The sequence below is a fragment of the Caballeronia sp. AZ10_KS36 genome, assembly GCF_023631105.1.
In the GTDB taxonomy this organism is placed as follows: Bacteria; Pseudomonadota; Gammaproteobacteria; order Burkholderiales; family Burkholderiaceae; genus Caballeronia.
Genome location: NZ_JALQDQ010000028.1, coordinates 37,706 through 61,907 on the forward strand (window position 1 = coordinate 37,706; position 24,202 = coordinate 61,907).

The following is a 24,202-nucleotide window of genomic DNA, read 5'->3' on the forward strand; positions in this document are numbered from 1 at the left end:
CTCACCGACCGAGCCCAGACCATGCCCGATGCCGCCGAAAGACCTTACGTGCTGCACATGTTCACGAGCACGCCGCAAATGAGCCCGTTCGATGTGAACATGGCCGCAGACGCCGGCTATCAGATCGTCGTGCCGTACTGCAACGTCGATGAAGGCAGCGTCGTGCAGCTCACTCAGGACGCCATCTTTTCGCGCGGTCCCAAAGGCGTGTCGCGCACGGGCATCTTTCTCGGCGGCCGCGACGTCATGCTCGCCGCCGACATGCTCGAACGCGCGCGCAACGCGATGGTGCCGCCCTTCGAAGTCTCCGTCTTCGCCGATCCGAGCGGCGCGTACACGACCGCCGCCGCGCTCGTCGCGCTCGCGGAGAAGCATCTGAAGGCGTCGCATCAGGTCGGGTTCGACGGCAAGCGCGTATTGATTCTCGGCGGCACGGGCGCGGTAGGACGCGTGGCCGCCGCGATGACCGCATCGCTCGGCGCGGACGTCGTCGTCGCGAGCCATTCGAGTCAGTCGCGCGCCACGCAAGTCAGCGACGAGATCAACCGGCGTTTCGATATCGCGACAACGGGCGTCGCGACCGGTACGACGGAGCAATTGCATCGGGAACTCGCGCGAGCGGAGATCGTGTTCGCCACCGCCGCTGCGGGCGTGCAAGTGATGAACGCCGCCGATATCGCGCAGGCGAAGCATCTGCTGATTGCCGCCGACGTGAACGCCGTGCCGCCGGAAGGCATCGCCGGGGTCAACGTCATGGACGACGGCAAGCCGCTTGCCGGCGCGGCGCGCACGGATGCCATAGGCATCGGCGCGCTTGCCATCGGCAACGTGAAGTATCAGGCCGAGCACCGCTTGTTCGTGCGCATGCGAACCGGCGGCAAGCCGGTGTATCTGGGTTTTCCCGAAGCATTCGACGAAGCCCGCGCCATCGTCGCGGGACAGGGCGCGTGATGAACGCGCGCGCGCCGCGCGTCGCCGTCGCCGGACTGTCGGCGCGCATGCTCGCGCAGTCGGCCGCGCGCGCGGGCTTGAACGTCGTCGCGCTGGACATATTCGGCGACCGCGACACGCGCACGCACGCAGGCATGTGGTTCGACATCGGCGGCGAAGGCTTGTCGATCGACCGCGCGCGTCTCTACGATGCGCTGCAACGCGTGGCACGCCTGCCTCGCATGCTGGGGCTCGTCGTGACGAGCGGGCTGGAGCCGCTCGCCATCGAACTGAGCCGCGCGCCGGGCGTGCCGCGTTTCATCGGCAATGGCGCGCAGTCGGCGGCCGTGCGCGATCCGCGGCGCTTCTTCGCGTTGCTCGACGACGCGCATATCGCCCATCCCGATGTGCGCTTCACGCGCCCCGCCGATGCGCGAGACTGGCTCATCAAGCGAAGCGACGGCTGCGGCGGCACGCACATCGAATGGGCGCGCGAACTCGACGAAACGCCGCCCGGAGCCTATTTTCAGCGGCTGTCGCGAGGCTGCCCGATGTCCGCGCTCTTCGTCGCAGCGCAGCGCGAGGCCGTGGTCATCGGCTTCGCGGAGCAGACCACGGTGAGCGCGCATCGTCTGCCGTTCATTCACGCAGGGTCGCTCGGTCCCGTGACCTTGCCGCGCGATACGGCTTTGCGCATCGTCGATGCGATCGAAACGATCGTATGGCGAACGGATCTCACGGGTCTTGGCAGCCTCGACTTTCTGCTCGACAACGACACGTTCCAGGTGCTCGAAATCAACACGCGCCCCTCATCGACGATGGCGCTGTACGAAGCAGCATGGCCCGACGCGTGGCCGCGCGGTTTGATCGGCGCGCATCTGGATGCGTGCCTCGACGGCGAGTTGCCGCACACCGACACGGCGCTCAAGCGACCACCGCTGATCGCGGGGCAGCGCGTGGTGTTTGCACCGCACGGCTTCGTCGCATCTGAGGCATTCAGCGATGCCTGCTTTGCCGATCCCGCGTGCCACGACATACCGCTTCCCGGCGCGCGCATCGAGGCGTGCATGCCTGTCTGTACGATGATGACGACCGCGCCCGAACCCGACTTGCTGCGCGCGTCGCTGGATAGCGAATGCGCGCGCATCTTGCAACGCATCAAAAGCGATTAGGTCCCATGACACTGACTTCTCCCCTCCCCGCCGGATTGAGCGTCAACGCGATGAGCGAGCCGCTCGTCGCGCAGCTAATCGAACGCAGCGAAGAGCTTCGCGTCGGCATCACGCGCACGCCTGCGGGCACGACCATCGTGGATGCAGGCGTCGATGCAGCGGGTAGCGCGGATGCCGGCATTCTCATCGCGCGAATCTGCATGGGCGGGCTCGGACACGTTGCGCGCCGCATGGCGTTCGAAGCCGCTCCGCTCTGGCCCGTCTTTATCGAAGTGCATACGTCGAATCCGGTGCTCGCCTGCCTCGGAAGCCAGTACGCGGGCTGGAGTCTCTCCGCGACCAAAGAGGAAACGGGCGGCAAGAAGTTCTTCTCGCTAGGCTCGGGCCCTGCGCGCGCGCTTGCGTGCAAGGAGCCGCTCTTCGATGAACTCGGCTATCGCGACAAACACGAACGCGGCGCGCTCGTCATGGAAGTGAATCGCCTGCCGCCGCAAGTGGTCATCGACAAGGTGATCGACGACTGCGGCCTCGCGCCCGACAAGCTCGTCATCGCGGTGACGCCGACACATTCTGTCGCGGGCACGGTGCAGGTCGTGGCGCGCGTCGTGGAAGTTGCGCTGCACAAGACGCACGTGCTGGGCGTGGACTTGAGCGAGATCGTAGAAGCGAGCGGCAGCGCGCCTTTGCCGCCGCCCGCGCCCGACGACACGCAGGCAATGGGCCGTACCAACGACGCCATCCTCTACGGCGGCCGCGTGCATCTCACAGTCAAGAGCGATGCAGCCGCACGACGGCTCGCGGCCGAGTTGCCGTCTTCGAACGCGCGGGACTACGGCAAGCCTTTCGCCGAAATCTTCAAGTCATTTAACTACGACTTCTATCAGATCGACGCCGCGCTCTTCGCGCCCGCCGAAGCGTGGGTGTCGAGTCTCGAAAGCGGCGCGACGTATCACGGCGGCAAGCTCGACCACGCGTTGCTTCACGCGCAATGGCACGTCACGCAGGAAACGCCATGACGCGCATCGCGATCATGACCGACGAGACCGGCTGGCACACGAGCCGTCTGAAGAAAGCGTTCCGCGCGCGCGGCGTCGAGGCGCGTTGTGTCGATCTCGCGGATTGCCGCATCGATACGACGTGGCCTCCGCATGGCCTCGCCATTCCCGGCTTCGGCCACGCGCTGCCGGATGCGGTGTTCGTGCGCGGCATCGCGGGCGGCACATTCGAACAGGTGACGCTGCGGCTCGGCATCCTGCATGCGCTGCGCGAAAGCGGCGTGCCGGTCTATAACGACGCCCGCGCCATCGAACGCAGCGTCGACAAGTCGATGACGAGCTTTCTGCTCAACCGCTTCGGCGTGCCGACGCCCGCGACATGGGCCGGCGAATCGCCCGCATTCGCCAAGCGCGTGCTGATGCGCGAAGCGGCGGCGGGCCGCAAGCTCGTGATGAAGCCGCTCTTCGGCTCGCAAGGCAAAGGCTTGCGGCGGCTCGGCGACGACGCACGCGAAACGTTGCCATCGCTCGAAGACTTCAATGGCGTGGCGTATCTACAGCGTTATGTCGATGCCGGGCATCCCGGCTTCGACTGGCGCGTGCTCGTGATCGGCACGCGGGCGGTCGCGGCGATGAAGCGCGTGGGCGGCGACGACTGGATTCACAACTTCGCGCGTGGCGCGCGTTGCGAGCCGGCCGACCTTACGCCCTCGCTCGCCGATACTGCGGTGCGGGCGAGCCACGCGCTCGGCCTGGACTATGCGGGCGTCGATCTGATCGCAGCCGAAGGACGGCCGCTCGTGCTCGAAGTGAACGGCGTGGCAGCGTGGCGCGGGTTGCAGTCGGTGACGCCGCTCGATATCGCCGCGTTGCTTGCCGATGATCTGCTCGACCGGAAGCTCGCTCTGTCGCAGCGCACGCTCGCATTGGCAAGCGGCGATGCCCGCGCCTGATCCGATCCACGCGCGCGAAGCGTTCATGCGCGCCTGCGCGCTCGATGTGGAGACGCGCAAGCCCGGCAACGTAAGCATCGCGAGCGCGGGTCACGGCATGACAGCGGCGCAGTTCATCGAGAGCGCGGAAATGGCGGCGGCGGGACTCTTCGTCGCGAGCGCAAGCGTCGGCATGCGCCTTCTCGACGCCGTGCGCCGTACTTCCGACGCAGTCGGCTGCAACACGAATCTCGGCATCGTGCTGCTCGCCGCGCCGTTGTGCGCTGCACTCGAACGCCTGCCGCGCGACCATCCGATCGACATCGAGCATTGGCATGCCGCCACAGAAGCGACGCTTGCATCGCTCGATCTCGACGATGCCCGTCTCGCCTATCGTGCGATCGCGCTCGCCAATCCCGGCGGCCTCGGCGAAGCACGCGAGCAATCCGTGCATGCGCCGCCGACCGTGGACTTGCGCGCCGCGATGACGCTCGCCGCGAACCGCGACAGCATCGCGCGGCAATACGCGAACGGTTTCGCCGACGTGTTCGGCGCGGGCCTCGATGCGGCGAAAGACGCGGGCATCGCGAATCCACACGCGGCCATGCTCGATACGTTCCTCACGTTCCTCTCGCTCTGGCCGGACTCGCACATTGTGCGCAAGCACGGCGCGGCGGCGGCGCAAAGTGTCACGCGAGATGCAGCCGTTCAACGCGGGAACTGGCACGGAGCGGGACGTCCTTCGCACGCGCCGGCGCTCGACGCATGGGACGCCGAACTCAAGGCGCAACGCATCAACCCGGGAACGAGCGCGGACCTCGCCGTGGCGACGCTTTTCGTCGCGCTCGTGACCGCATGAATCAGTCGATGCGCGCGTCGCCATACCGGGAAATTGGCACGGTTCATGTTTAGGACGTACGCGGTTATGCCGCCCTCTGTGCAGCCGTTTGCATCGAGGATGTGTTGCGCGGTCTTCGGGTAATCGACCGTGGCCGCCTGAGCCCTGGAGCAAGTCGATCGTCCCAAGAACCCTTCACTGGAGGAACAGCATGGCCAAGATCAACCGCGTCCTGATAGGCGAGTCGCTCGTTGGCGACGGCAACGAGGTCGCTCATATCGACTTGATCATCGGACCGCGAGGCTCCGCTGCGGAGACCGCGTTCTGCCACGCGCTCACGAACAACAAGGACGGCTTCACGTCGCTCTTGGCCGTGGTCGCGCCCAATCTCATCACCAAGCCCAATACGATTCTCTTCAACAAGGTCACCATCAAGGGCGCAAAGCAGGCCGTGCAGATGTTCGGGCCGGCGCAGCATGCGGTGGCACTCGCGGTCGCCGACAGCGTGGAAGACGGCACGATTCCGGCCGACGAAGCCGACGACCTCTTTATCTGTGTCGGTGTGTTCATTCACTGGGAAGCAACCGACGACAAGAAGATTCAGGAGTTCAACTATCAGGCGACGAAAGAAGCCATTCAGCGCGCGGTAGCGGGCGAGCCGAAGGCATCCGAAGTGGTGTCGAGGAAGTCATCGGTCGCGCATCCGTTCGCGGCGGCCTGATCGTCAATATGCCGTCGAGAATGCGGCCGGCGTCGCCGTTGCGCGCCGGCCGCATGTCATCGACCACGATACGAGGTTCATCGAATGACTCCACGTTGCAGCGCGCTTAGCGTGTTTAGCGTGTTCGTCGCCCTGGCGTTCGTGTGCCCGCTGTCGTTCGCGGCCGCAGGCGTGCCGGCGCAAGGCCACGACTATCCGACCGAAGGCCGCGTGGAATACGTGCTCGCCTGCATGGACGACAACGGGCATGACTTCGTGAACGTCTACAAGTGCTCGTGCGCCATCGACAAGATCGCGCAAGTGCTCACCTATGACGACTTCGTGGAGCAATCGACGTTTTCGAAATACGCCGCGCTCGGCGGCGAAGGCGGCGCAGAGTTTCGCGTCGATCGCGCGAAGGCGCAGACGAAGAAGTATCGCGAGTTGCAGCGCGAAGCATTCAGGGCGTGCGGACTCGTGAAGCCCGCAGCGGCCGCGAAATAACGCTGCACGCAAGGCTTATTGCGGCACGTAGCCCAGGCCGATCCAGCCGAGCCCGCCTTGCATGGACGGCGCGCGCCGCCGCTCGATCACGACGCCGACCGCATCGACATCGTCGAACTTCGCGGGCTTCGCGAGCGACACCCTCACCCAATGCGCCCCGAACCGCGCGATGACGAGTTGTGCGATGTGCTCGGCCAGCGCCTCCAATAGCTGAACGCGATGCGACGCAAGCAGCGCGTGAACGGCTTCGCGCACCGCAGCGTAGTTGACCGTGTCCTCGATACGATCCGTCGTGCATGCCCGCAGCGACGGCACGCCGATCGCGAGACTCATGCGCACGGGCTGCGCGATGTGCAGCTCGCTCTTGTCGATGCCGATCACCGTCTGCCCTGTCAGTCCCTCGATAAAAACGATATCCATCGGCGGGTTTTCCTCGGCAGCGCGCGGCGCCATGTCGCGAACGGCTTCGCGGATCGGATCGAATCGGCCCATGTGCGTGTCGCCGCGCGAGCGGCCCGGTGAGTGATGAAAGCGTCAAACGCGGGTGATTCGACGAGAAAAGCAAAAACCGCGCGCAGCGCCAAACTCTATGCGACTACTTATTGAACCGGCGCGCCATCGGATGTAGAGTTTTTGGGAACCGGGCCAGAGCGGGGCGGAAATCCTGACCGAAACGCACGCCCGGCCACGAGGCGCGCACGCGAACGGCTACAGCACGACGGCAACGAAAGTGCCGCGGAGGCCGCGGCGCCCGCGGAAACACAACAGATTCGGCGTCGGACGCAACGCGCGGCTCATGCGCGAACGCAACGAAAAACGCCACGGAGACACGGCCCCATGTCGTCGCTTGCTGACGTAGACACGCATGTCCGGGAAGTGCTGAACATCGTCAATAACCCGCTCGCCACGCGGCGCGCGAGCGATTCCGTCGCGCAATCGTGGATGCGTTGCCTCACCGAGTTCCACCTCGACCCGGCGCGCTTCGTGATGCCGCCCGTGCTGACATCGCGCGAACTCACCGAGCGCCGCGAAGCGGCGAGCGATCTCATCGCGTGCTCCAAGTTGGAAATGACGACGCTGTATCAGCAACTTGCCGATCCTGAACTTGCAGTCGTGCTCGTCGATGCGGACGGCGTGATCGTGCATCAGGTGTCCTCGGTGCCGTTCGGCGAGGCCGTCGCTGCCGACGGCCTGCGCGTGGGCGCGCTGTGGAGCGAGCGCGAAGCCGGCACCAACGGCATGGGCACGTGCCTGATCGAGCGCGACTGCATTGCCGTGTGCCAGCACGAGCACTTTTATCCGCGCTATACGTCGCTCACCTGCTCCGCCGCGCCGATCTTCGACGAACGCGGCACGATCGCCGGCGTGCTCGATGTCACGAGCCGCTCGAAGCTCTTGCAGCAGCATTCGCTGGTGCTCGTCGGCATGTCGCGGCAGATGATAGAAAATCGTCTGATCGATGCGCGCTACCGGCACGCGAACATGATCCACTTCCATAGCCGGCCGGAATTCGTCGGCACGCTGCACGCGGGCAAGCTCGCGGTCAGCGACGACGGCGTGGTGCTGGCCGCGAGCCGCAGCGCGCTCTTTCAGCTCGATCTGCGCACGCCCGCGGAACTGTGCGGCAAGCGCATCGAAGAGGCGTTCAACGCGTCGCTCGACGACATGATCGCGCGCAGCATACGCGGCTCGTTTCATCCGGTCACGGTGTATAGCGCGAAGGCGAACAGCCGCTTCTTTCTCACCGCGCAGACGCCGCGCGAAGCGGCAGGCGGCGCGACGCGCATACTGATGAACGACTCCGCGTTGACGACAAGCACGCGTGTCAAGCCGGCGCGCAAGGAGTCGCGCGAGAATGCGGTTGCGGGCGCAGGCCGTCTCGACAAGCTCTCGCATCTGGAATTCGGCGATCCGCGCATGGCCTCGCAGATTCAGCTTGCCGCACGCGTGATTCAACGCAAGATACCGATCATCCTGCGCGGGCAAACGGGCACCGGCAAAGAAGTCTTCGCCAATGCGCTGCACAGCATCAGCCCGAACGGAGCGGGCGCGTTCGTCGCGGTGAATTGCGCGTCGCTGCCGGAGAATCTCATCGAAAGCGAGTTGTTCGGTTACCGCGCGGGCGCATTCACCGGCGCGCAGCGTGAAGGACGGCGCGGCAAGATCGTGCAGGCGAACGGCGGCACGCTCTTCCTCGATGAGATCGGCGACATGCCGCTCACGCTGCAGGCGCGGCTGCTGCGCGTGCTCGAAGAACACGAAGTCACGCCGCTCGGCGCGGAAACGACCGTGAAGGTGGACTTCCAACTCATTAGCGCGAGTCACCGCAATCTCGCGGAGCTCGTGCAGACAGGCCTCTTTCGCGAAGACCTGTATTACCGGCTCAACGGCATCGAGATCAACTTGCCGCCGCTGCGCGAACGCGCCGATGCGCTCGCGCTCATCGGCCATATTCTCGAAACCGAATCCAACGATCCACCCGCGCTGAGCGCCGAAGCACGACAGGCTTTGCTGAGTTATTCGTGGCCCGGCAATATCCGTCAATTGCGGCACGTCCTGCAAATGGCGATCGCGCTCTGCGACGGTCCCGAGATTCGCTGCGCGCATCTGCCGCCCGAGATCGTGAACGGCGCGCGTGCCGTGAGCGCGACGAGTGGGTCCACGGCAAGCGCCACGTCGCCACTGCCGCATCTCACCGACGACGCCGACACGTCCGCGCTCAACGCAATACAGGTGAGGGAACGCGAGACCGTGTTGATGCTGCTCGACGAACATCGCTGGAACGTGAGCAACGTCGCGAAGGTGCTCGGCATCAGCCGGAACACGTTGTATCGCAAGATGCATCGGCTGCACATCAGGCTGTCGCACGATTCGGCCACGCCGGATCACGCATGACGCAGCCCGCGCCCGCTCGCCGGCTCGACGAGTTCAAGCCCGACGCGCGCTTCGCGTGGTGCGTGACCGGTTCGGGGCACATGATCGAAGAATCGCTCGAACTCGCTTTGCGCCTGCCGCGCTGCGATCTTTTCCTGTCACGCGCGGGCGAAGAAGTGCTGCCGCTCTATGGCTGGCCTATCCGTAAGCTGCGCGAGCACTTCAAGGTCTTTCGCGACAACAGCGCGAGCAGCGTACCCGTGGGCATGATCTATCACGGCGAATATCACACCGTCGTGATTGCGCCAGCAACCAGCAACACGGTGGCGAAGTGCGCGCTCGGCATCTCCGACACATTGCCCACCAATCTCTTTGCGCAAGCCGGCAAGCAATGCGTGCCGGGCATCGTTTTCGCATGCGATACGGCGCCGAGCGTCATCACGCAAACGCCCCACGAATGGGTCGAAGTGAGGCCGCGCGCCATCGAGCTCGATAACGTCGAACGCCTGGCGCGCATCGAACATACGACTGTCGCGCGCACGCTCGACGACCTGAAGGCCGCCCTCGAACAACGGCTTTCGGACCTGAATCTCGCATGGAACACATTGTCTTCCTGACGGGCAGGCTCGCCGAACAGAGCCTTCGTCGCGTGCTCGAAGGCATTGCGCCGACAAGCGCCGCATCGCCCTTTACATGGGAAGTGCGCGAGATCGGGCTGCAAGTGGCGGGCCTCATGACCGCCGACATGATTCGCCGACGCGTCGCGACGCCGCTCGGCGAAGGCACGAGCCGCATGATCGTGCCGGGCCGATGCCGCGGCGACCTCGATGCGCTCACCGCGCACTTCGGCGTGAAGGTCGAGCGCGGTCCGGAGGAAGTGAAGGACTTGCCGCAGTTCTTCGGGCGCGAAGCGAGGCATGTCGATCTATCGCGCTACGAGACGGAGATCTTCGCGGAGATCGTCGATGCGCCGCGTCTCGACCTCGAAGGCATCGCCGCCCGCGCGCGCGAGTACGCTAAACAGGGCGCGGATGTGATCGACATCGGCTGCCTGCCCGAGACGCCGTTTCCGCATCTCGAAGACGCGGTGGCGATGCTCAAGGAACAGGGCTATCGCGTGAGCGTCGATTCGATGCTCACCGACGAGCTGGTGCGCGGCGCACGCGCAGGCGCCGATTACCTGATGAGCCTGAACGTCGATACGCTGTGGATTGCGGACCAAACGGCATCGACGCCCGTACTCGTGCCGCGCGAGCCGCACGACATGGCATCGCTCGAAGCGGCCATCGACGCGATGAAAGCACGCAATCGACCGTTCCTCGCCGACCCGATTCTCGATCCGATTCCCTTCGGGCTCGCGGCATCCATCGCGCGTTATGTGAGCTTGCGCGAGCGTCATCCCGATGTTGCGATCATGATGGGCATCGGCAACGTGACCGAGTTGACGGAAGCGGACACGAGCGGCATCAACGCGGTGCTGCTCGGCATGGCGGCGGAACTGCGCATCGCGGCCGTGCTCACGACGTCCGTGAGCCTGCATGCGCGCCGTGCCGTGCGCGAGGCCGATGTCGCGCGACGCGTGATGCACGCCGCACGCGAAACGCAGACGCTGCCCAAGGGCATGTCGGGCGACCTGTCCGCGCTGCATGCCAAGCGCCCTTTTCCCTACAGCGCCGAAGAGGTTCACGAACTTTCGCAGTTCGTACGCGATCCTAACTTTCGCGTTCAGGTTTCGGCCGAGGGGATTCATGTCTATAACCGTGATGGGCATCGTATTGCCACCGACCCGTTCGCGCTTTACCCCGACCTCAAGCTGGAGGCCGACGGCGGCCACGCGTTCTACATGGGCGTGCAGCTGGCGCGGGCCGAGATCGCATGGCAACTCGGCAAGCGCTTCGATCAGGACCAGCCGCTCGATTGGGGATGCGAGGTGGATCGTCCTGAGGAAGATCTGACGGCATGGCACGCGCCCGGCACGACCATGAAAAAGCGCTGATCGACCCGCCTTTCGCGTCACCCGGCGGGACACTTTGCTGCGTTTCCGTCACAGTCATGCGCGCAGAGGAAGCATCTCCGTTTGGCATGGCGCTTGCGTGCGTTCGCACGCGCACGCCGCTCGAATTGAAAGGGCGTCGTTGGCATCGACTGATTCACTCGTTCAACCAAGGAGAAAGTGCCATGCAATGGACCACGCCGAGCTTCACCGATATGCGCTTCGGTTTCGAAATCACGATGTATATCGCCACGCGCTGAGTGCAACGTCCCACTTGCACGAAGCCGCGTGCGTCAATGCGCCTTCGTGCGAGCCACATGCCTGTGAACGCGCGCGCGGACAGCCATGATCTACGAGACGATCGTCACCACGGCGGATCGCGATGGCCGTCCGCATGTCGCGCCGATGGGCGTGCGCTTCGAGGAAGAGTCAGCCATTCTCGCGCCGTTTCGCCCGTCGACGACGCTCGATAACGTCATTGCGACGCGAAGCGCCGTCATCAACTTCACGACGGATGTGCGCGTGTTCGCGGGTTGCGTCACGGGCTTTCAGCGCGACTGGCCGACGCTTCGCGCAACAGCGGTGTCGAGCGTGCGGCTCGCGCAAACGCTCGCGCATGCGGAGTTGCAACTGGTCGAAATGAACGATGACGACACGCGCCCCACGCTGCGCATGGCGTGCGTGCATCGCGAGACGCATGCGCCGTTCCCCGGCTTCAATCGCGCGCAAGCTGCGGTGGTGGAAGGCGCGATTCTGGTGAGCCGTCTATTCATGCTGCCGCAAGAGAAGGTAGATAGCGAGATCGACTATCTGCGTATTGCCATCGAGAAGACAGCGGGCGATGCCGAACGCACCGCGTGGAACTGGCTATTGCAGGCCATCGAACAGCATCGCGCAAAGACGCTTTATCCCTGATTTAACGCTCGGGAGTTCGACCATGACCGCATTGCTCGCAAGCGTCCGCTCGGTGGATGAAGCGCTCGATGCCGCGCAAGCGGGCGCGGACGTGATCGATCTGAAGGAACCACACGCGGGCGCACTGGGGGGCGTCGCGACGGACGACATAAAGCGCATCGTTAGCGCATTGCGGGCGCGGTACGCGGTGCGGCCTATCAGCGCGACCATCGGAGACTTGCCGAACGACGCGCTCGATGAAATGACGAGCCGCGTGCTGGACGTCGCGAGCACCGGCGTCGATTATGTGAAGGCCGGCGTCGCGCCGGGACCGCGCGCCGCGGGGTGCTTGCGTCATCTGGCGACCTTGCCGGCGACGGTCGTGCCGGTGCTGCTTTCGGACGACGGCATAGTGCGATCGCTCGTTACACTCGCCGCGCAGCTCGGCTTCGTCGCACTCGTCTTCGATACCGCGAACAAGGACGGCCGCACGCTGTTCGATTGCGTCGATACGGCGACGCTCGTCACATGCCTTTCGCAAGCGCGGTCGCGCGGCATGATGACCGCCCTCGCAGGATCGCTAGGCTGGCGCGACCTTGAACGAATACGCGCGCTTGCACCGGATATTGCGGGCTTCAGAGGCGCGCTATGCGACGAGCGCGATGGACGCACGGGACGGCTCGACGCATCGCGTGTGCGTCAGTGGTCGCGTGCGCTGCATGGCGAGCGCATGACCGCTCACGCGTGAAATGCGAGCAGCCGCTCGCGCATGACCGACGCATCGCCCTTGCTGAACACTTCCACCAGATAGTTCGCGTCTCTGACGTAGGCGGGAAAACGTCTGTCGATCACGCCGCTTGCGGCGAGCGCTTCGAGCGGCGCGTGCGCTTCGATCGCGCACGACTTAACGATCATCAGCCGCTCGGCATTGAGCGTCGTCGAAAGCCACGCGGCGAGACTGTCGGATGTCGTGTCCCAGTTGGTCATCGAGTCGGGCGTGGTGCGCATCAGATCGGTCGGCACCCAAACGGCCACCTGGCCATCGCGCAGCGCGCGCCGGATGCGTTCTTCGTTCGAGGCGAGCACGAGCTCGGGCAGCACGCCCTGCATGAGAATCGCGTATTGGGTCATCGCGAGCAGACACATGTTATGCGCGGCGAGGTCGTCGAAGCGCCATTCGCGCTGATACTGCCGCACCGCATCCGCGAAATCGCCGCCGCCAGGCACGATCACGACACGCCCGCCGCCCAGTTCCCACAGCCGCGTGAGCCACTCGCGCAGCACGGGATCGTGGCTCAGGCTTCCGCCGATCTTGATCACCCACATGCCGTTATCCTCGTTCGAGATTGACCGCCTCGTTCGAACCGCCCGTATTCATATCCGTTACGGGCGACGAAGCCAGCAGCGCCACCGCCACGCTCGGCGCGCACGTCGAAGCCCATTCGTATTGCGCGGCATCGTCAGACGCGATTCCCGCGAGCCGCGCGAAGTCCACGTAGCTGCGCGCCTCCTGTTGCGCGAGCGCTGCGGCCAGGAAGCGCCCGCATCCTGCGCCGACGATAGGCGCCCTTGCCAACGACTCGTGTTGCGCGCTCACGCGAGCCAGATTGGTTTCGAGCACGCGCAACTGTTCACGCCGCCATGCAAGCGCGAATCGCCGCCATTCATCGGGGCTTGCATCGCACGCGTCACGTCCGATCATTCGTGCAATACGGGCTCGGCTCGCGGCTTCCGTCTTCGGGCCGTTGTCCGCGCTCGGATGCTGGTCGTGCTCGGCCCACAACTCGCCGGTCAGGCGATACACGTCCGCTGTCGTCGCGAACCACTCGTTCATCACGCCCGTGGTTTCGCCCCTGAATGCGATGCGATGCGCGACGCCGCACAACGGCGTGCGAACGACGCCTTGATACACGAGCTCGCCGCTCACGAGACGCTGTGCATCGTTCATGCCGCGTGCGGCGACATGGCCTGCGACGATCGGAATGATGTCCGTGGTCGTGCTGCCGATATCGACGAGCAAGGCATGGGGCAAGCGGGTCGCGACGTATTCCGCGGTGGCGAGCCAGTTCGCCGATGCGATCTTGCGCCAGCCCTCGCGGCACGCGGAACGCGCGAGCCAGTTCGCTTTGCCGCCGTAAAAGAGCGTGCGCGGGCCCAGCCGTTGCGCGAGCATGCGGGTCAGCGTGCGCACGCCTTCTGCGCGGTCCGCAAAAAGATCGACCATTTCGCCGGTCATGGTGACCGCGTGGCGCGCCGTGGCGTCGGCGGCTTGCGGCCAGCGTTCGAACACGCTATCGACGGTGCGCTCAAGATGCGCGATGCCTTGCCACAACGGACACGCCCATTGCGCGACATCGACCGCCGCGCCCGCCGTCGCGAGGCACACCTTCACATGCGCGCCGCCCACGTCCCAGCCGAAGACCGGCGCGCCGCCCGCACGCGTCGTCATGACGACGCTCCGCATGCGCGCAAATATGAGTCACGTTGTTCGAAGCCCGGTACACCATGCGCCGCGAGCAATTCGGCCGCGATGTTGCGCGTCTTGCTGAGTTCGGCATAAGCCATCGTCACGCGCGGGTTGATTTCGATGACCACAGGTCCGCGTTGCGGGTGCCATACGAGGTCGATGCCCGCGAAGCCGCGCAAGCCGGGAAGCGCATGCGCCACGCGCTGCGCGAGTCCTTCGAGCGCGCGCCCTCGCTCGCCATGGCGTGCAACGGTATTCACATCGACGCCATCGAACTGCACGACGCATTCGTGACGCTTCGGGTGCGCCGCTTCGGAAAGCGCGATACGTTGATGGTTGATGGACAAGAGGCGCGCGCCCGCGTCATCGCAGAGAAGCGAAAGACTGAGCGGTTCGCCATCGACCCATTCTTGCAGAACGGGACTGCGCCCGGCCGCAGCGCGCGCTTCGTGTTCTTCGCGGGCTGCGTCGAGTTGATCGTAGACATACGTGTCGAGTGCGCCCGCGCCGTCATCGGGCTTCACGACCCAGCGTCGTCCGTGTGCCGCGACCGCCTGCTCGGGTTCGAGCGCGGGCGTCACGGCGATGTCGTGTGCCGCGAGGCATGCGGCTGTCGCGCTTTTGCTCGACGCCGTGCGTATGGCTTCTTTTGCGCAGCCGAGCCAGCGCGCCGCGCCGACGGCATCGTGCAGTTGCAACAACAGACCGTCGCATTCGGGCGCGATGATGATGGCATAGTCGTGCTCACGGGCGATGCGTGAGACGAAGCGCGTGATCGGCTCGCCGGGCTGCGGGCGCACATGCGCGTGATCCTTGCTCATGTGCTCGAAGCGCGACGTGGCGACGGTGACATCGACGCCTTCGAGCGCGCGCAAGTCGGCGGCGATGGCGTCGCGCATGACGCGGCCTTCGACGATGAGCGCGCTGAGATCGGCGAGCGTGCTTGCGCTCGCGACATCGGGATCGATGCCGCCGCCGGTGAGATACTCGAACACGAATATTCTGGTCAAGGGGAAGCCATCCATGCAGGTGATACCCGTTCTCGATCTGCTCGACGGCCATGCGGTGCGCGCAGTGCGCGGCGAGCGTTCGCGCTACCGGCCGATCCAGTCTTCGTTGTGCGCGACGAGCGAACCGTTGGAGGTCGCCCGTGCTCTGCTGGCCGCGACCGGCGCTTGCACGCTATACGTCGCCGATCTCGGCGCGATTCTCGGGCGCGGCGCGCATATCGACACGCTGGCGGCGCTGCGGGAGGCGCTCGGCGATGACGTCGCTATCTGGCTCGATGCGGGCTTTCGCGATTTTGCGTCGATGCGCGCGCTGTTCGAACGCGTCGTGAATATGACGCCATGCGCTGCGGCTGCGACGCTCGTGCCCGTGTTCGGTACGGAGACCTTGCTCGACGCAAACGCGATTGCCGAAGCGAGTGCCGCCGGCTATGAACCGATTCTCTCGCTCGACTTTCGCGGCGGGCGCGCGCTGGGTGCCCTTAATGGCGATAGCGCGTGGTGGCCTTCGCGCGTGATCGTGATGACGCTGGATCATGTCGGTGCCAAGGCGGGGCCGGACCTCGATACGTTCCATGCCGTGCGGGCTCTGGCCGGTGAGCGCTCTCTCATCGGCGCGGGAGGGGTGCGGGATCGCGACGACCTCACGCAGGTCGGGGTGCGCGGCGCGCACGGGTGGCTCGTTGCTTCTGCGATTCATGATCGGACGGTTTGAGTTGGCGGTCGCCTCTGCAGGACTCAATATTTGTGCCAATGGCATTGGTTCGGTGTTGTGGTCTTTAAGCTGCCGCTGAGGCGTGACAGTGTGTTTCATGTGTGTTTGTTCTGCATCAGTTTTTTCTTCGCGGAACTTGTTTTCGTGTCGGTCTATTGGCGTTGCCCCTCCCCGGGGGCGGGGGTCACTTTCTTTGCTGCTGCAAAGAAAGTAACCAAAGAAAGCAGCTTTTGTGGGCCCACAGCAGCAAGAGTGTGGTCACTTCGCAGAAGAGCATTGGCACTCAGTTTGAATCAACCTTGAATCACCTTCCACGCCCGCTGACCGCCACGTCCTCCGAGCCCCTTGGCTCGTTAACACCCAACGCTTGCAACGGTATGGGTGCTTGTCAAACGTTGATCTCAGTGCTGGCATAGCCGCGCCTCGACGAACTGATGCGCGGCACGGTACGCGATTCGAAGCGAGAAGCACTAAACGGGGTGTGGTGTTAACGAGCCAAGGGGCTCGCATGACGTTAATGTTCAGCGGGCGTGGAAGGTGATTCAAGGTTGATTCAAACTGAGTGCCAATGCTCTTCTGCGAAGTGATCACTCCATTTTTGCTTCGGGCGGTTCAGAAAAAAGCTGCTTTCTTTGGTTACTTTCTTTGCAGCAGCAAAGAAAGTGACCCCCGCCCCGGGGAGGGGCAACGCTAATAGACCGACGCGAATACAAGCTCCACGACAAACAAGAAAACACTCTCGGCATAGACCTTGCAAACACCCGCGCACCATGCCCACATCAGCGCCAGCAAAACCCCTCTGGACGTGTCCATTCTGCCCGCTCTTATGCGACGACATCGCGCTGGACGTCGCGGCCGACGCGCGCCTGCGCGCATGGAACACGGCCTGTCCGCGCCTAACGAACTCGCTCGCGAGCACCAACGCCGTAACGGCAAACGCACAACCAAGAGTCAACGGAACGCAGACCGACATTCGTACAGCAATCTCGCGTGCCGCGGACATCCTGACGAAAGCCCGCCGCCCGCTCTTCGGCGGCCTCGCCACCGACGTAGCCGGCGCACGCGCGCTCTACGAACTCGCCGCCCATAGCGGCGCGATCCTCGATCACATGCACGGCGATTCGCTCGCTGCGACCACGCTCGCGCTGCAAGATCGCGGCGCGCTCTTCACCACGCTATCGGAAGTGCGTTCGCGCGCCGATCTCATCATCGTGTTCGCGTGCGAACCATCACGCCGTTATCCGCGCTTCTATGAGCGGCTGCAAACCGCGCAGCATGAAAAGAAGTTCGTCTTCGTCGGATGCGACGTCGATACGGCCGCCCCGCACGGCGAGACCCTACTGCGCGATCTCGATGCCTTCGATACCCTCGCGCTCTGGTCCGCGCTCCTCGAAGACCGCAAGCCCGATGCGTTCGCAGGCGCAGAAACCGCCCACGTTTTGCAGGCGTTGACCGAGCGCATCCACACGGCGCACTACACCGCGTTCATCTATGAACCCGCCGCATTGCCGAGCCCGCATTCGGCGCTCGCGATAGAAGCGATACACCGAATCGTGAAGACGCTCAATCGCACCATGCGCGCGGGCGTCCTTGCATTGACCGGGGACGACGGCGCGCTCTCGGTCAATCAAACGGTCACGTGGCTCTCCGGCTTTCCGCTGAGAACGCGCGTCACCGTGGGACTGCCGCTCGATCACGATCCACATCGCTATCGCACGCAGAGGCTTCTGCATAAGCGTGAAGCCGACGCGCTGCTATGGGTATCGAGCTTCGTTCCCGAGCCGATGCCCGATGCGCTCGCCGACGACATTCCCGCGATCATCCTCGCGCATCCCGCCACCGCGCTCGATGAACGCAGCGCGCCCACCGTGTTCATTCCCGTTGCGACACCCGGCGTCGATAGCAGCGGACACCTCTTTCGCATGGATACATCGGTGGTCGCGCCGCTCGTGCCGGCGCGCGGTACGGCATTGCCCACCGTGGCCGCCATCGCGAGTGAACTCGTGCAGTCTGTACGCGCAAGGAGGACGTGATGAGCACGGCGCGACTGAGAGGCGGCACCGTCTATGATCCGACGAACGGCGTCAACGGTGAACAGCGCGACATCACGATCCGCGACGGCCGTATCGTGGATGGCCTGAACGATCACGACATTCCGCCTGAACGTGACTTCGATGCGAGCGGCATGGTCGTCATGGCGGGCGGGATCGATCTGCACTCGCATATCGGCGGCGGCAAGACCAATCTCTCGCGACTGCTCTTGCCGGAGGATCATCGCGACGATCCGCGGGCCGTGCCGAACCGGCCCGACGAAGGCCGCTATATGCGTCTGCCTTCGTGCGGCACGTGCGCGCCCGGCACGCTCGCCACCGGATATCGTTATGCGGAAATGGGCTATACCGCTGCATTCGAGCCCGCGATGATCGCCTCGAACGCGCGTCACACTCACCTCGAAATGGGCGATACGCCGATCATCGATCACGGCGCCTACGTGATGATGGGCAACGACGAATTGTTCCTGCAGATGCTGGCGGCACGCGACGACTACGAACGCATACGCGATTACGTCGGCTGGACCATCAACGCAAGCAAGGCGCTCGGCGTCAAAGTGGTGAACCCCGGCGGCATATCCGCTTTCAAGTTCAATCAGCGTTCGCTCGATCTCGACGAAGCACACGTGCATTACGGCATCACGCCGCGCGACGTGCTGAAGACACTTACTCGCGCGCTCACCGACTTGCGCGTGCCGCATCCGTTGCATGTGCACGCAAGCAATCTCGGCGTGCCCGGCAACGTCGATTCGACCATCGCGACGATGGATGCGGCAGAAGGCCTGCCCATCCATCTCACGCATATCCAGTTCCACAGCTATGGCACAGAAGGGCCGCGTAAGTTTTCATCTGGCGCGCGCGCCATTGCCGAAGCGGTGAACGCGCGTCCCAATGTGACCATCGATGTCGGACAGATCATCTTCGGTCAGACCGTCACCGCTTCCGGCGACACGATGATGCAGTTCCGCAACGCGCCGCTCGCTCGACCGCGCAAATGGATACTCGGCGATATCGAATGCGATGGCGGCTGTGGCGTGCTGCCCTTCCGGTATCGCGAAGAGAGCTTCGTGAACGCGCTGCAATGGATCATCGGGCTGGAGATCTTTTTGCTCGTGGACGATCCGTGGCGTGTATCGATGACGACCGATCATCCGAACGGCGGTCCGTTCACGAGTTACCCGCATCTCATTCGGCTTCTGATGGACAAGTCCTTTCGCGACGAGCAACTCGACAAGTTGCACGCCGATGCGAAGACCGCGACCGCGCTCGGTGAACTCACTCGCGAGTTCTCGCTCTACGAGATCGCCATCATCACGCGCGCCGGACCCGCGCGATTGCTCGGGCTGATGGATCGCGGGCATCTTGGAGTCGGCGCAGCAGCGGACATTGCCGTTTATCGCGAGGATGCGGACCGCGAACGCATGTTCACGTCACCGGCCTATGTCTTTAAGGATGGCGAATTAATCGCACGCGATGGCGTGCTTCTCACCGTACCGACAGGCGGTATCCATTACGTGCAGCCGGACTATGACCGTTCCATCGAACCGCGCGTGCGCGCCTTCACCGAAGCCAACCTTGCGGCGCGCTTCGAGAACGCGGCTATCGGCGACGACGAAATCTGCGCATGCTGCAACGGCGGCAGGCTGTTGCCGGTTGCGTGCTTCGCCACGCGCGGGAACGCATGACCATGACCGCCCTGCGCATCAACGACACCGAGATCGACGACACCTTCGCCGAAGCGTTCCCGATGAAGGCGACGCGCCTCGTCATCACCGCGCATACGCCGACATGGGCGCGTCACGCCGCCAATTCGCTGACGGGCTTTGCGACATCCGTGATCGATTGCGGATGCGAAGCGGGCATCGAACGTGATCTCACAGCCGATGAAACGCCCGATGGCAGGCCGGGCATTTCGGTGCTCATCTTCGCTGTGTCGTCGAAAGAACTGGCAAAGCAAGTCGCGCGGCGCGTCGGGCAATGCGTACTCACATGCCCGACCACCGCAGTCTATGGCGGCATCGATCCGGCGACGAGCCGCGCCCCGCTTTCCGACAACGCACCGCTCGGCGCGGGCCTGCGCTTCTTCGGCGACGGCTTCCAGATATCGAAAGTGCTCGGCAGGACGCGCTATTGGCGCGTGCCCGTGATGGACGGCGAATTCGTCTGCGAGGAATTCACGGCTACCGTGAAGGCAGTGGGCGGCGGCAACTTGCTGTTCCTCGCGCGCGATCTCGACAGCGCATTGCACGCCGCCGAAGCCGCCGTTGCCGCCATGCACGCGCTGCCGAACATCATCACGCCATTTCCCGGCGGCGTCGTGCGCTCCGGCTCCAAGATCGGCTCGAAATACGCGGGCGCGACCGCCTCCACGAACGATGCCTTCTGCCCCACGCTCGTCGGCTTGTCGAAGAAGAGCGAGCTCACGCCCGAGGTCGCGTGCGTGCTCGAAATCGTGATCGATGGTCTGACCGATGCGGATGTGCGCGCCGCGATGACAGCCGGCATCGCGGCGGCAACTGGCATAGGGCGAGCGGGCGGCATGCTGCGCATATCGGCGGGCAATTACGGCGGCAAGCTCGGGCCGTATCACTTCAAGCTGCACGAACTCGCAGCCGGCATCGCGGGGAGTCGTGCATGAGCGCCATTACGTTACGTGTAAAAACTGCGCCCGGCTTTCGCGTCGATGCGTCGAAGTTACTTCCTTGCGCACTCGGTCGTTTGGAAGATAGCGAAGTCGAGCGATTCATTTTGCAAGGGCACGGCGAGCAGTGCGCGATAGCCGATCTATTCGACATCAGCAGGACGCAGAGCGAAGCGCCAACGCTCCGTATCGAAGGCGATGTTGCGTGGCTCGACCGCATCGGCGCGTCGCTCGATGCCGGTTCGCTCTTCGTCCACGGCCAAGCAGGCGACTACGCGGGCATCGGTATGAGCGGCGGCGAGCTGCATATCGACGGCGATGCGGGCCGCTTCACCGCATGCGAAATGCAAGGCGGCCGCATGACGGTGCGTGGAAGCGTCGGCGATTTTGCTGCGGGCGCGCTGCCCGGCAACATGGAAGGCATACGCGGCGGCGTTTTGATCGTCCACGGCGATGCAGGCGCGCGTCTTGCAGACCGCATGCGGCGCGGCACGGTGCTGATCGGCGGCAATGCGGGCGATTTCGCGGCATCGCGGCTCGTGGCGGGGACGCTTTGCATCGCGGGCGAAACGGGCGCGCATATCGGTTATGGCATGCGACGCGGCACGGTCGTACTATTGAAGGCGCCGCGACGCATCGAACCGACTTTCGTCGAAGGCGGCCGTGGCTTCGACGTCTTCTGGCGGCTGCTGACCCGCATGCTCGCGCGCGAGATGCCGTCCTTCGCCACGCTCGCCGACAGCATCGTGCCGACGCGCTATGCAGGCGATCTCGCCGTGGACGGACGGGGGGAATTGCTGATCGCCAATTCATGAACAGACGAGAACAATGCACTCATATCCGGCGGACGAATGCCCTTTGACGAAGGAGGCGCGCCATGACCGCTGCACGAATCTCCGCTGCGGCGCACGGCAAGGCGGTCGCGGCGAACGATCGCTTCGCGCGTCCTCTCGTTGCGCTGCACTGGATCATCGCGGCCGCCATCATCGCGATGTTGTGCATCGGCTTCTACATGGTCGGCCTGCCGCGCGGGCTGCCGTTCAAGTCGACGCTCATCAACTTCCACAAGTCGCTCGGCATGACGGTTTTCCTGCTGGTGCTGATCCGCATCCTGGTACGCCTGGCCTATGGCCGTCCGCCTCTGCCGCCGATGGGAGCGTGGCAACGCGCCGCCGCGAGCACCACGCAGGCTCTTTTATACGTTGGCATGATCGCGATGCCGCTGACCGGTTACCTCGGCTCGTCGTTCAACAGGTTCGGCACGCGCTTCTGGGGCGTGCCGTTGCCGCAATGGGGATGGGACGACAAGGGCATGCGGGAACTGTTCTTCGGCACCCATGTTTATCTGGCGTGGATCATGGCCGCGCTGATCGTGCTGCATTTTCTGGGCGCGATGAAACATCAACTGATCGACAAGGACGGACTGTTAAGGAGAATGTGGCCATGAGCGCCGTGATGCAGGTCAGCGAGGCTGGCTTATGAGAATTCGTGTGCTGGGCTCGTCGGCAGGCGGCGGTTTCCCGCAATGGAACTGCAACTGCCGCAATTGCGACGGCGTGCGTCGCGGTACGATAGCGGCGCGGGCGCGCACGCAGTCCTCCATTGCCATCAGCGATAACGGCGAAGACTGGCTGCTCGTCAATGCTTCGCCGGACATACTCGCGCAGATCGCGGCGAATCCCGAGTTGCAGCCCGCGCGTCGCGTGCGCGATACGGGCATCGCAGCGGTGATCGTCATGGATGCGCAGATCGATCATGTCACCGGCCTTCTGATGCTGCGCGAACGCGGCACGCCCTTGCCGCTCTATGCGACCGACGCCGTGTGGCAGGACCTTTCGACGGGCTTTCCGGTCACGTCGATCCTCTCGCATTACTGCGGCGTCGAACATCGGCGCATTGCGCTCGACGGCTCCGCGTTGAGCGTGCCGGAACTGCCGCGCGTGCAGATCGAAGCGCTACCGCTTTCGAGCAAGGCGCCGCCTTACTCGCCGCACCGCGAAGCGCCCGAAGTGGGCGACAACATCGGCCTCGTGTTCACGAACAGCGCAACGGGCAAGCGAGCGTTCTATGCGCCGGGGCTCGGCGCGATCGAACCGCATGTGCTGGAGGCGATGCGCGGGGCGGATCTCTTGCTGATCGACGGCACGGTATGGACCGACGACGAAATGATTCGTCTGGGCCTGACGAAGAAGACCGGCGCCGACATGGGTCATCTCGCTCAGAGCGGCGCAGGCGGCATGATCGAAGTGCTCGATTCGATCGCGCGCGCGGAAATACGCAAAGTGCTAATCCATATCAACAACACGAACCCGATTCTCATCGAAGATGGTCCCGAACGCCGCACGCTGTCGGAACATGGCATCGAAGTGGCGCACGACGGCATGAGCTTCGAGCTATGAAGAATCCCTGGAGAACGATGAATGTCTGACCACCCGTTCACGCCGATGCTCAACCCCACGACCGGCCCGCTCTTCACCGCAGTGAAGACCGCGGAGCCTGCGTGGACGCGCGAACAGTTCGAGGAACAACTGCGCGCGAAAGGCACGGCGTACCACATCCATCATCCGTTCAATGTGAAGATGAATAGCGGTGGATGCTCGCCCGAGCAGATTCGCGGCTGGGTCGCTAACCGCTTCTACTATCAGATCAACATTCCGCTGAAGGACGCGGCGGTCATGTCGAACTGCCCGGACCGCGAGACGCGCCGCCGCTGGGTGCTGCGCATTCTCGATCACGATGGCTATGAAGATCAGCCGGGCGGCATCGAAGCGTGGGCGCGTCTGGGCGATGCAGTGGGTCTATCGCGCGACGATCTGTGGTCGCTTCGGCTCGTCACGCCCGGCGTGCGCTTCGCCGTCGACGCTTACGTGAACTTCGCGCGGCGTGCGCCGTGGCAGGAATCGGTGTGCTCGTCGTTGACGGAGATGTTCGCGCCGCAGATTCACAAGGATCGCCTAGCGACATGGCCCGAGCATTACAAGTGGATCGAAGCCGATGGTCTCGCTTATTTTCGCTCGCGTGTGTCGCTCGCCCAGCGCGATGTCGAACATGGTCTCGAAGTGACGCTCGCTCACTTCACGACACGCGAGCAACAACAACGCGCACTCGATATCCTGCAATTCAAGCTCGATATTCTCTGGACCATGCTGGATTCCATCGAAAAGGCCTTTCCGTCATGAGCGATATGAACCCGACGCAGCGTGTCCAGGAAGCCGTCGAAGCTCCGGATGATTCACTGCATCCGAAGCTCAAGCGTCTCTTTCGCCTGCAATGGGAGCCCGCGCAGGATGCGCACGTCCTGCTTTATCCCGAAGGCATGGTGAAGCTCAATCAAAGCGCCGCGCAGATTCTTTTGCGCTGTGACGGAACGCGCGACATTCCCGCTCTCGTCGCGGATCTGGAACAGGCGTTCAACGCAAGCGGCCTCGGCGACGACGTGCGGGCGTTCATCGCCGGCGCACGTTCGCGCGGCTGGCTGGAGTAACGAGG

General features: G+C 64.2%; 26 protein-coding genes. 22 read left to right on the forward strand and 4 right to left on the reverse strand.

Annotated elements, in window-relative coordinates; all coding sequences use genetic code 11:
• Positions 1–21 precede the first annotated feature (21 nt).
• From NCR35_RS18560 to NCR35_RS18590, 7 genes are all read left to right on the forward strand, one after another.
• Entirely contained in the window at positions 22–951 is a 930-nt protein-coding gene (locus NCR35_RS18560; RefSeq protein ID WP_248322749.1) for an NAD(P)-dependent methylenetetrahydromethanopterin dehydrogenase, read from the forward strand.
• The gene (locus NCR35_RS18565) at positions 951–2,102 is read left to right on the forward strand and encodes an ATP-grasp domain-containing protein (RefSeq protein ID WP_250535705.1); all 1,152 of its coding nucleotides are present in this window, start codon (positions 951–953) and stop codon (positions 2,100–2,102) included. Before NCR35_RS18560 ends, NCR35_RS18565 begins: the two co-directional genes overlap by 1 nt.
• A 5-nt stretch (positions 2,103–2,107) precedes the next feature.
• Positions 2,108–3,118, forward strand: coding sequence for a methenyltetrahydromethanopterin cyclohydrolase (gene mch, locus NCR35_RS18570; RefSeq protein WP_250535582.1), 1,011 nt, complete (start codon positions 2,108–2,110; stop codon positions 3,116–3,118).
• A complete protein-coding gene (locus tag NCR35_RS18575; RefSeq protein WP_502801700.1) occupies positions 3,091–4,050 on the forward strand; it encodes an ATP-grasp domain-containing protein in 960 nt (319 codons plus the stop codon). The genes mch and NCR35_RS18575 overlap by 28 nt, the downstream gene beginning before the upstream one ends.
• Complete coding sequence (locus NCR35_RS18580; protein ID WP_250535584.1) at positions 4,037–4,888, forward strand: triphosphoribosyl-dephospho-CoA synthase; 852 nt, start codon at positions 4,037–4,039, stop codon at positions 4,886–4,888. The genes NCR35_RS18575 and NCR35_RS18580 overlap by 14 nt, the downstream gene beginning before the upstream one ends.
• Positions 4,889–5,078: 190 nt before the next feature.
• Complete coding sequence (fae, locus tag NCR35_RS18585) at positions 5,079–5,588, forward strand: formaldehyde-activating enzyme (RefSeq protein ID WP_206468853.1); 510 nt, start codon at positions 5,079–5,081, stop codon at positions 5,586–5,588.
• 84 nt (positions 5,589–5,672) lie between these two features.
• The gene (locus tag NCR35_RS18590; RefSeq protein ID WP_250535585.1) at positions 5,673–6,071 is read left to right on the forward strand and encodes a hypothetical protein; all 399 of its coding nucleotides are present in this window, start codon (positions 5,673–5,675) and stop codon (positions 6,069–6,071) included.
• Positions 6,072–6,086: 15 nt separating this feature from the next.
• Here NCR35_RS18590 and NCR35_RS18595 read toward each other — a convergent pair whose 3' ends face one another.
• Complete coding sequence (locus NCR35_RS18595; protein WP_250535706.1) at positions 6,087–6,524, reverse strand: dihydroneopterin aldolase; 438 nt, start codon at positions 6,522–6,524, stop codon at positions 6,087–6,089.
• 384 nt (positions 6,525–6,908) lie between these two features.
• Here NCR35_RS18595 and NCR35_RS18600 point away from each other — a divergent pair, with 384 nt between their 5' ends.
• From NCR35_RS18600 to NCR35_RS18625, 6 genes are all read left to right on the forward strand, one after another.
• Positions 6,909–8,966 (forward strand): sigma-54-dependent Fis family transcriptional regulator, encoded by a 2,058-nt coding sequence (locus NCR35_RS18600; protein WP_250535586.1) that lies wholly within the window; start codon positions 6,909–6,911, stop codon positions 8,964–8,966.
• Positions 8,963–9,562: a flavoprotein gene (locus NCR35_RS18605; protein WP_244849588.1), complete on the forward strand. Its 600-nt coding sequence runs from the start codon at positions 8,963–8,965 to the stop codon at positions 9,560–9,562. Before NCR35_RS18600 ends, NCR35_RS18605 begins: the two co-directional genes overlap by 4 nt.
• The gene (locus NCR35_RS18610; RefSeq protein WP_250535587.1) at positions 9,541–10,941 is read left to right on the forward strand and encodes a DUF6513 domain-containing protein; all 1,401 of its coding nucleotides are present in this window, start codon (positions 9,541–9,543) and stop codon (positions 10,939–10,941) included. Before NCR35_RS18605 ends, NCR35_RS18610 begins: the two co-directional genes overlap by 22 nt.
• A 182-nt stretch (positions 10,942–11,123) precedes the next feature.
• Positions 11,124–11,198: a pyrroloquinoline quinone precursor peptide PqqA gene (pqqA, locus tag NCR35_RS29890; protein ID WP_008354335.1), complete on the forward strand. Its 75-nt coding sequence runs from the start codon at positions 11,124–11,126 to the stop codon at positions 11,196–11,198.
• Positions 11,199–11,283: 85 nt separating this feature from the next.
• Positions 11,284–11,853 (forward strand): DUF447 domain-containing protein, encoded by a 570-nt coding sequence (locus NCR35_RS18620; RefSeq protein ID WP_250535589.1) that lies wholly within the window; start codon positions 11,284–11,286, stop codon positions 11,851–11,853.
• A gap of 22 nt (positions 11,854–11,875) precedes the next feature.
• Entirely contained in the window at positions 11,876–12,580 is a 705-nt protein-coding gene (locus tag NCR35_RS18625) for a (5-formylfuran-3-yl)methyl phosphate synthase (protein ID WP_250535590.1), read from the forward strand.
• Here NCR35_RS18625 and NCR35_RS18630 read toward each other — a convergent pair.
• Genes NCR35_RS18630 through NCR35_RS18640 form a run of 3 tightly spaced genes read right to left on the reverse strand, consistent with a single transcriptional unit; the run spans position 12,571 to position 15,309 of the window.
• Positions 12,571–13,158, reverse strand: coding sequence for an amino acid kinase family protein (locus NCR35_RS18630; RefSeq protein ID WP_244849592.1), 588 nt, complete (start codon positions 13,156–13,158; stop codon positions 12,571–12,573). The two genes, NCR35_RS18625 and NCR35_RS18630, sit on opposite strands and share 10 nt — an antisense overlap.
• 4 nt (positions 13,159–13,162) lie before the next feature.
• Positions 13,163–14,281 carry a hydantoinase/oxoprolinase family protein gene (locus NCR35_RS18635; protein ID WP_250535591.1) on the reverse strand — a complete coding sequence of 373 codons (1,119 nt, stop codon included), beginning with the start codon at positions 14,279–14,281 and terminating at the stop codon, positions 13,163–13,165.
• Positions 14,278–15,309 carry an ATP-grasp domain-containing protein gene (locus NCR35_RS18640; protein ID WP_250535592.1) on the reverse strand — a complete coding sequence of 344 codons (1,032 nt, stop codon included), beginning with the start codon at positions 15,307–15,309 and terminating at the stop codon, positions 14,278–14,280. The genes NCR35_RS18635 and NCR35_RS18640 overlap by 4 nt, the downstream gene beginning before the upstream one ends.
• 13 nt (positions 15,310–15,322) lie before the next feature.
• Between NCR35_RS18640 and NCR35_RS18645 the strand changes: the two genes are divergently transcribed.
• The 9 genes from NCR35_RS18645 to pqqD all read left to right on the forward strand — a co-directional run bounded on the left by NCR35_RS18645 (position 15,323) and on the right by pqqD (position 24,197).
• Positions 15,323–16,021 (forward strand): HisA/HisF-related TIM barrel protein, encoded by a 699-nt coding sequence (locus tag NCR35_RS18645; RefSeq protein ID WP_250535593.1) that lies wholly within the window; start codon positions 15,323–15,325, stop codon positions 16,019–16,021.
• Between the two features lie 770 nt (positions 16,022–16,791).
• The gene (locus tag NCR35_RS18650) at positions 16,792–18,054 is read left to right on the forward strand and encodes a molybdopterin-binding domain-containing protein (RefSeq protein ID WP_250535594.1); all 1,263 of its coding nucleotides are present in this window, start codon (positions 16,792–16,794) and stop codon (positions 18,052–18,054) included.
• Entirely contained in the window at positions 18,054–19,757 is a 1,704-nt protein-coding gene (locus NCR35_RS18655; protein ID WP_250535595.1) for a formylmethanofuran dehydrogenase subunit A, read from the forward strand. The genes NCR35_RS18650 and NCR35_RS18655 overlap by 1 nt, the downstream gene beginning before the upstream one ends.
• Positions 19,754–20,710: a formylmethanofuran--tetrahydromethanopterin N-formyltransferase gene (fhcD, locus tag NCR35_RS18660; RefSeq protein WP_250535596.1), complete on the forward strand. Its 957-nt coding sequence runs from the start codon at positions 19,754–19,756 to the stop codon at positions 20,708–20,710. The genes NCR35_RS18655 and fhcD overlap by 4 nt, the downstream gene beginning before the upstream one ends.
• Positions 20,707–21,528 (forward strand): formylmethanofuran dehydrogenase subunit C, encoded by an 822-nt coding sequence (locus NCR35_RS18665; protein WP_250535597.1) that lies wholly within the window; start codon positions 20,707–20,709, stop codon positions 21,526–21,528. Before fhcD ends, NCR35_RS18665 begins: the two co-directional genes overlap by 4 nt.
• Before the next feature lie 62 nt (positions 21,529–21,590).
• Positions 21,591–22,160: a cytochrome b gene (locus NCR35_RS18670; RefSeq protein ID WP_250535598.1), complete on the forward strand. Its 570-nt coding sequence runs from the start codon at positions 21,591–21,593 to the stop codon at positions 22,158–22,160.
• 31 nt (positions 22,161–22,191) lie between these two features.
• Complete coding sequence (gene pqqB, locus NCR35_RS18675; RefSeq protein WP_250535599.1) at positions 22,192–23,112, forward strand: pyrroloquinoline quinone biosynthesis protein PqqB; 921 nt, start codon at positions 22,192–22,194, stop codon at positions 23,110–23,112.
• Between the two features lie 45 nt (positions 23,113–23,157).
• Positions 23,158–23,892, forward strand: a complete 735-nt coding sequence (gene pqqC, locus NCR35_RS18680) for a pyrroloquinoline-quinone synthase PqqC (protein ID WP_250535707.1) — start codon at positions 23,158–23,160, stop codon at positions 23,890–23,892.
• A gap of 5 nt (positions 23,893–23,897) precedes the next feature.
• Positions 23,898–24,197 (forward strand): pyrroloquinoline quinone biosynthesis peptide chaperone PqqD, encoded by a 300-nt coding sequence (gene pqqD, locus NCR35_RS18685; protein ID WP_241270018.1) that lies wholly within the window; start codon positions 23,898–23,900, stop codon positions 24,195–24,197.
• Positions 24,198–24,202: the final 5 nt, after the last annotated feature.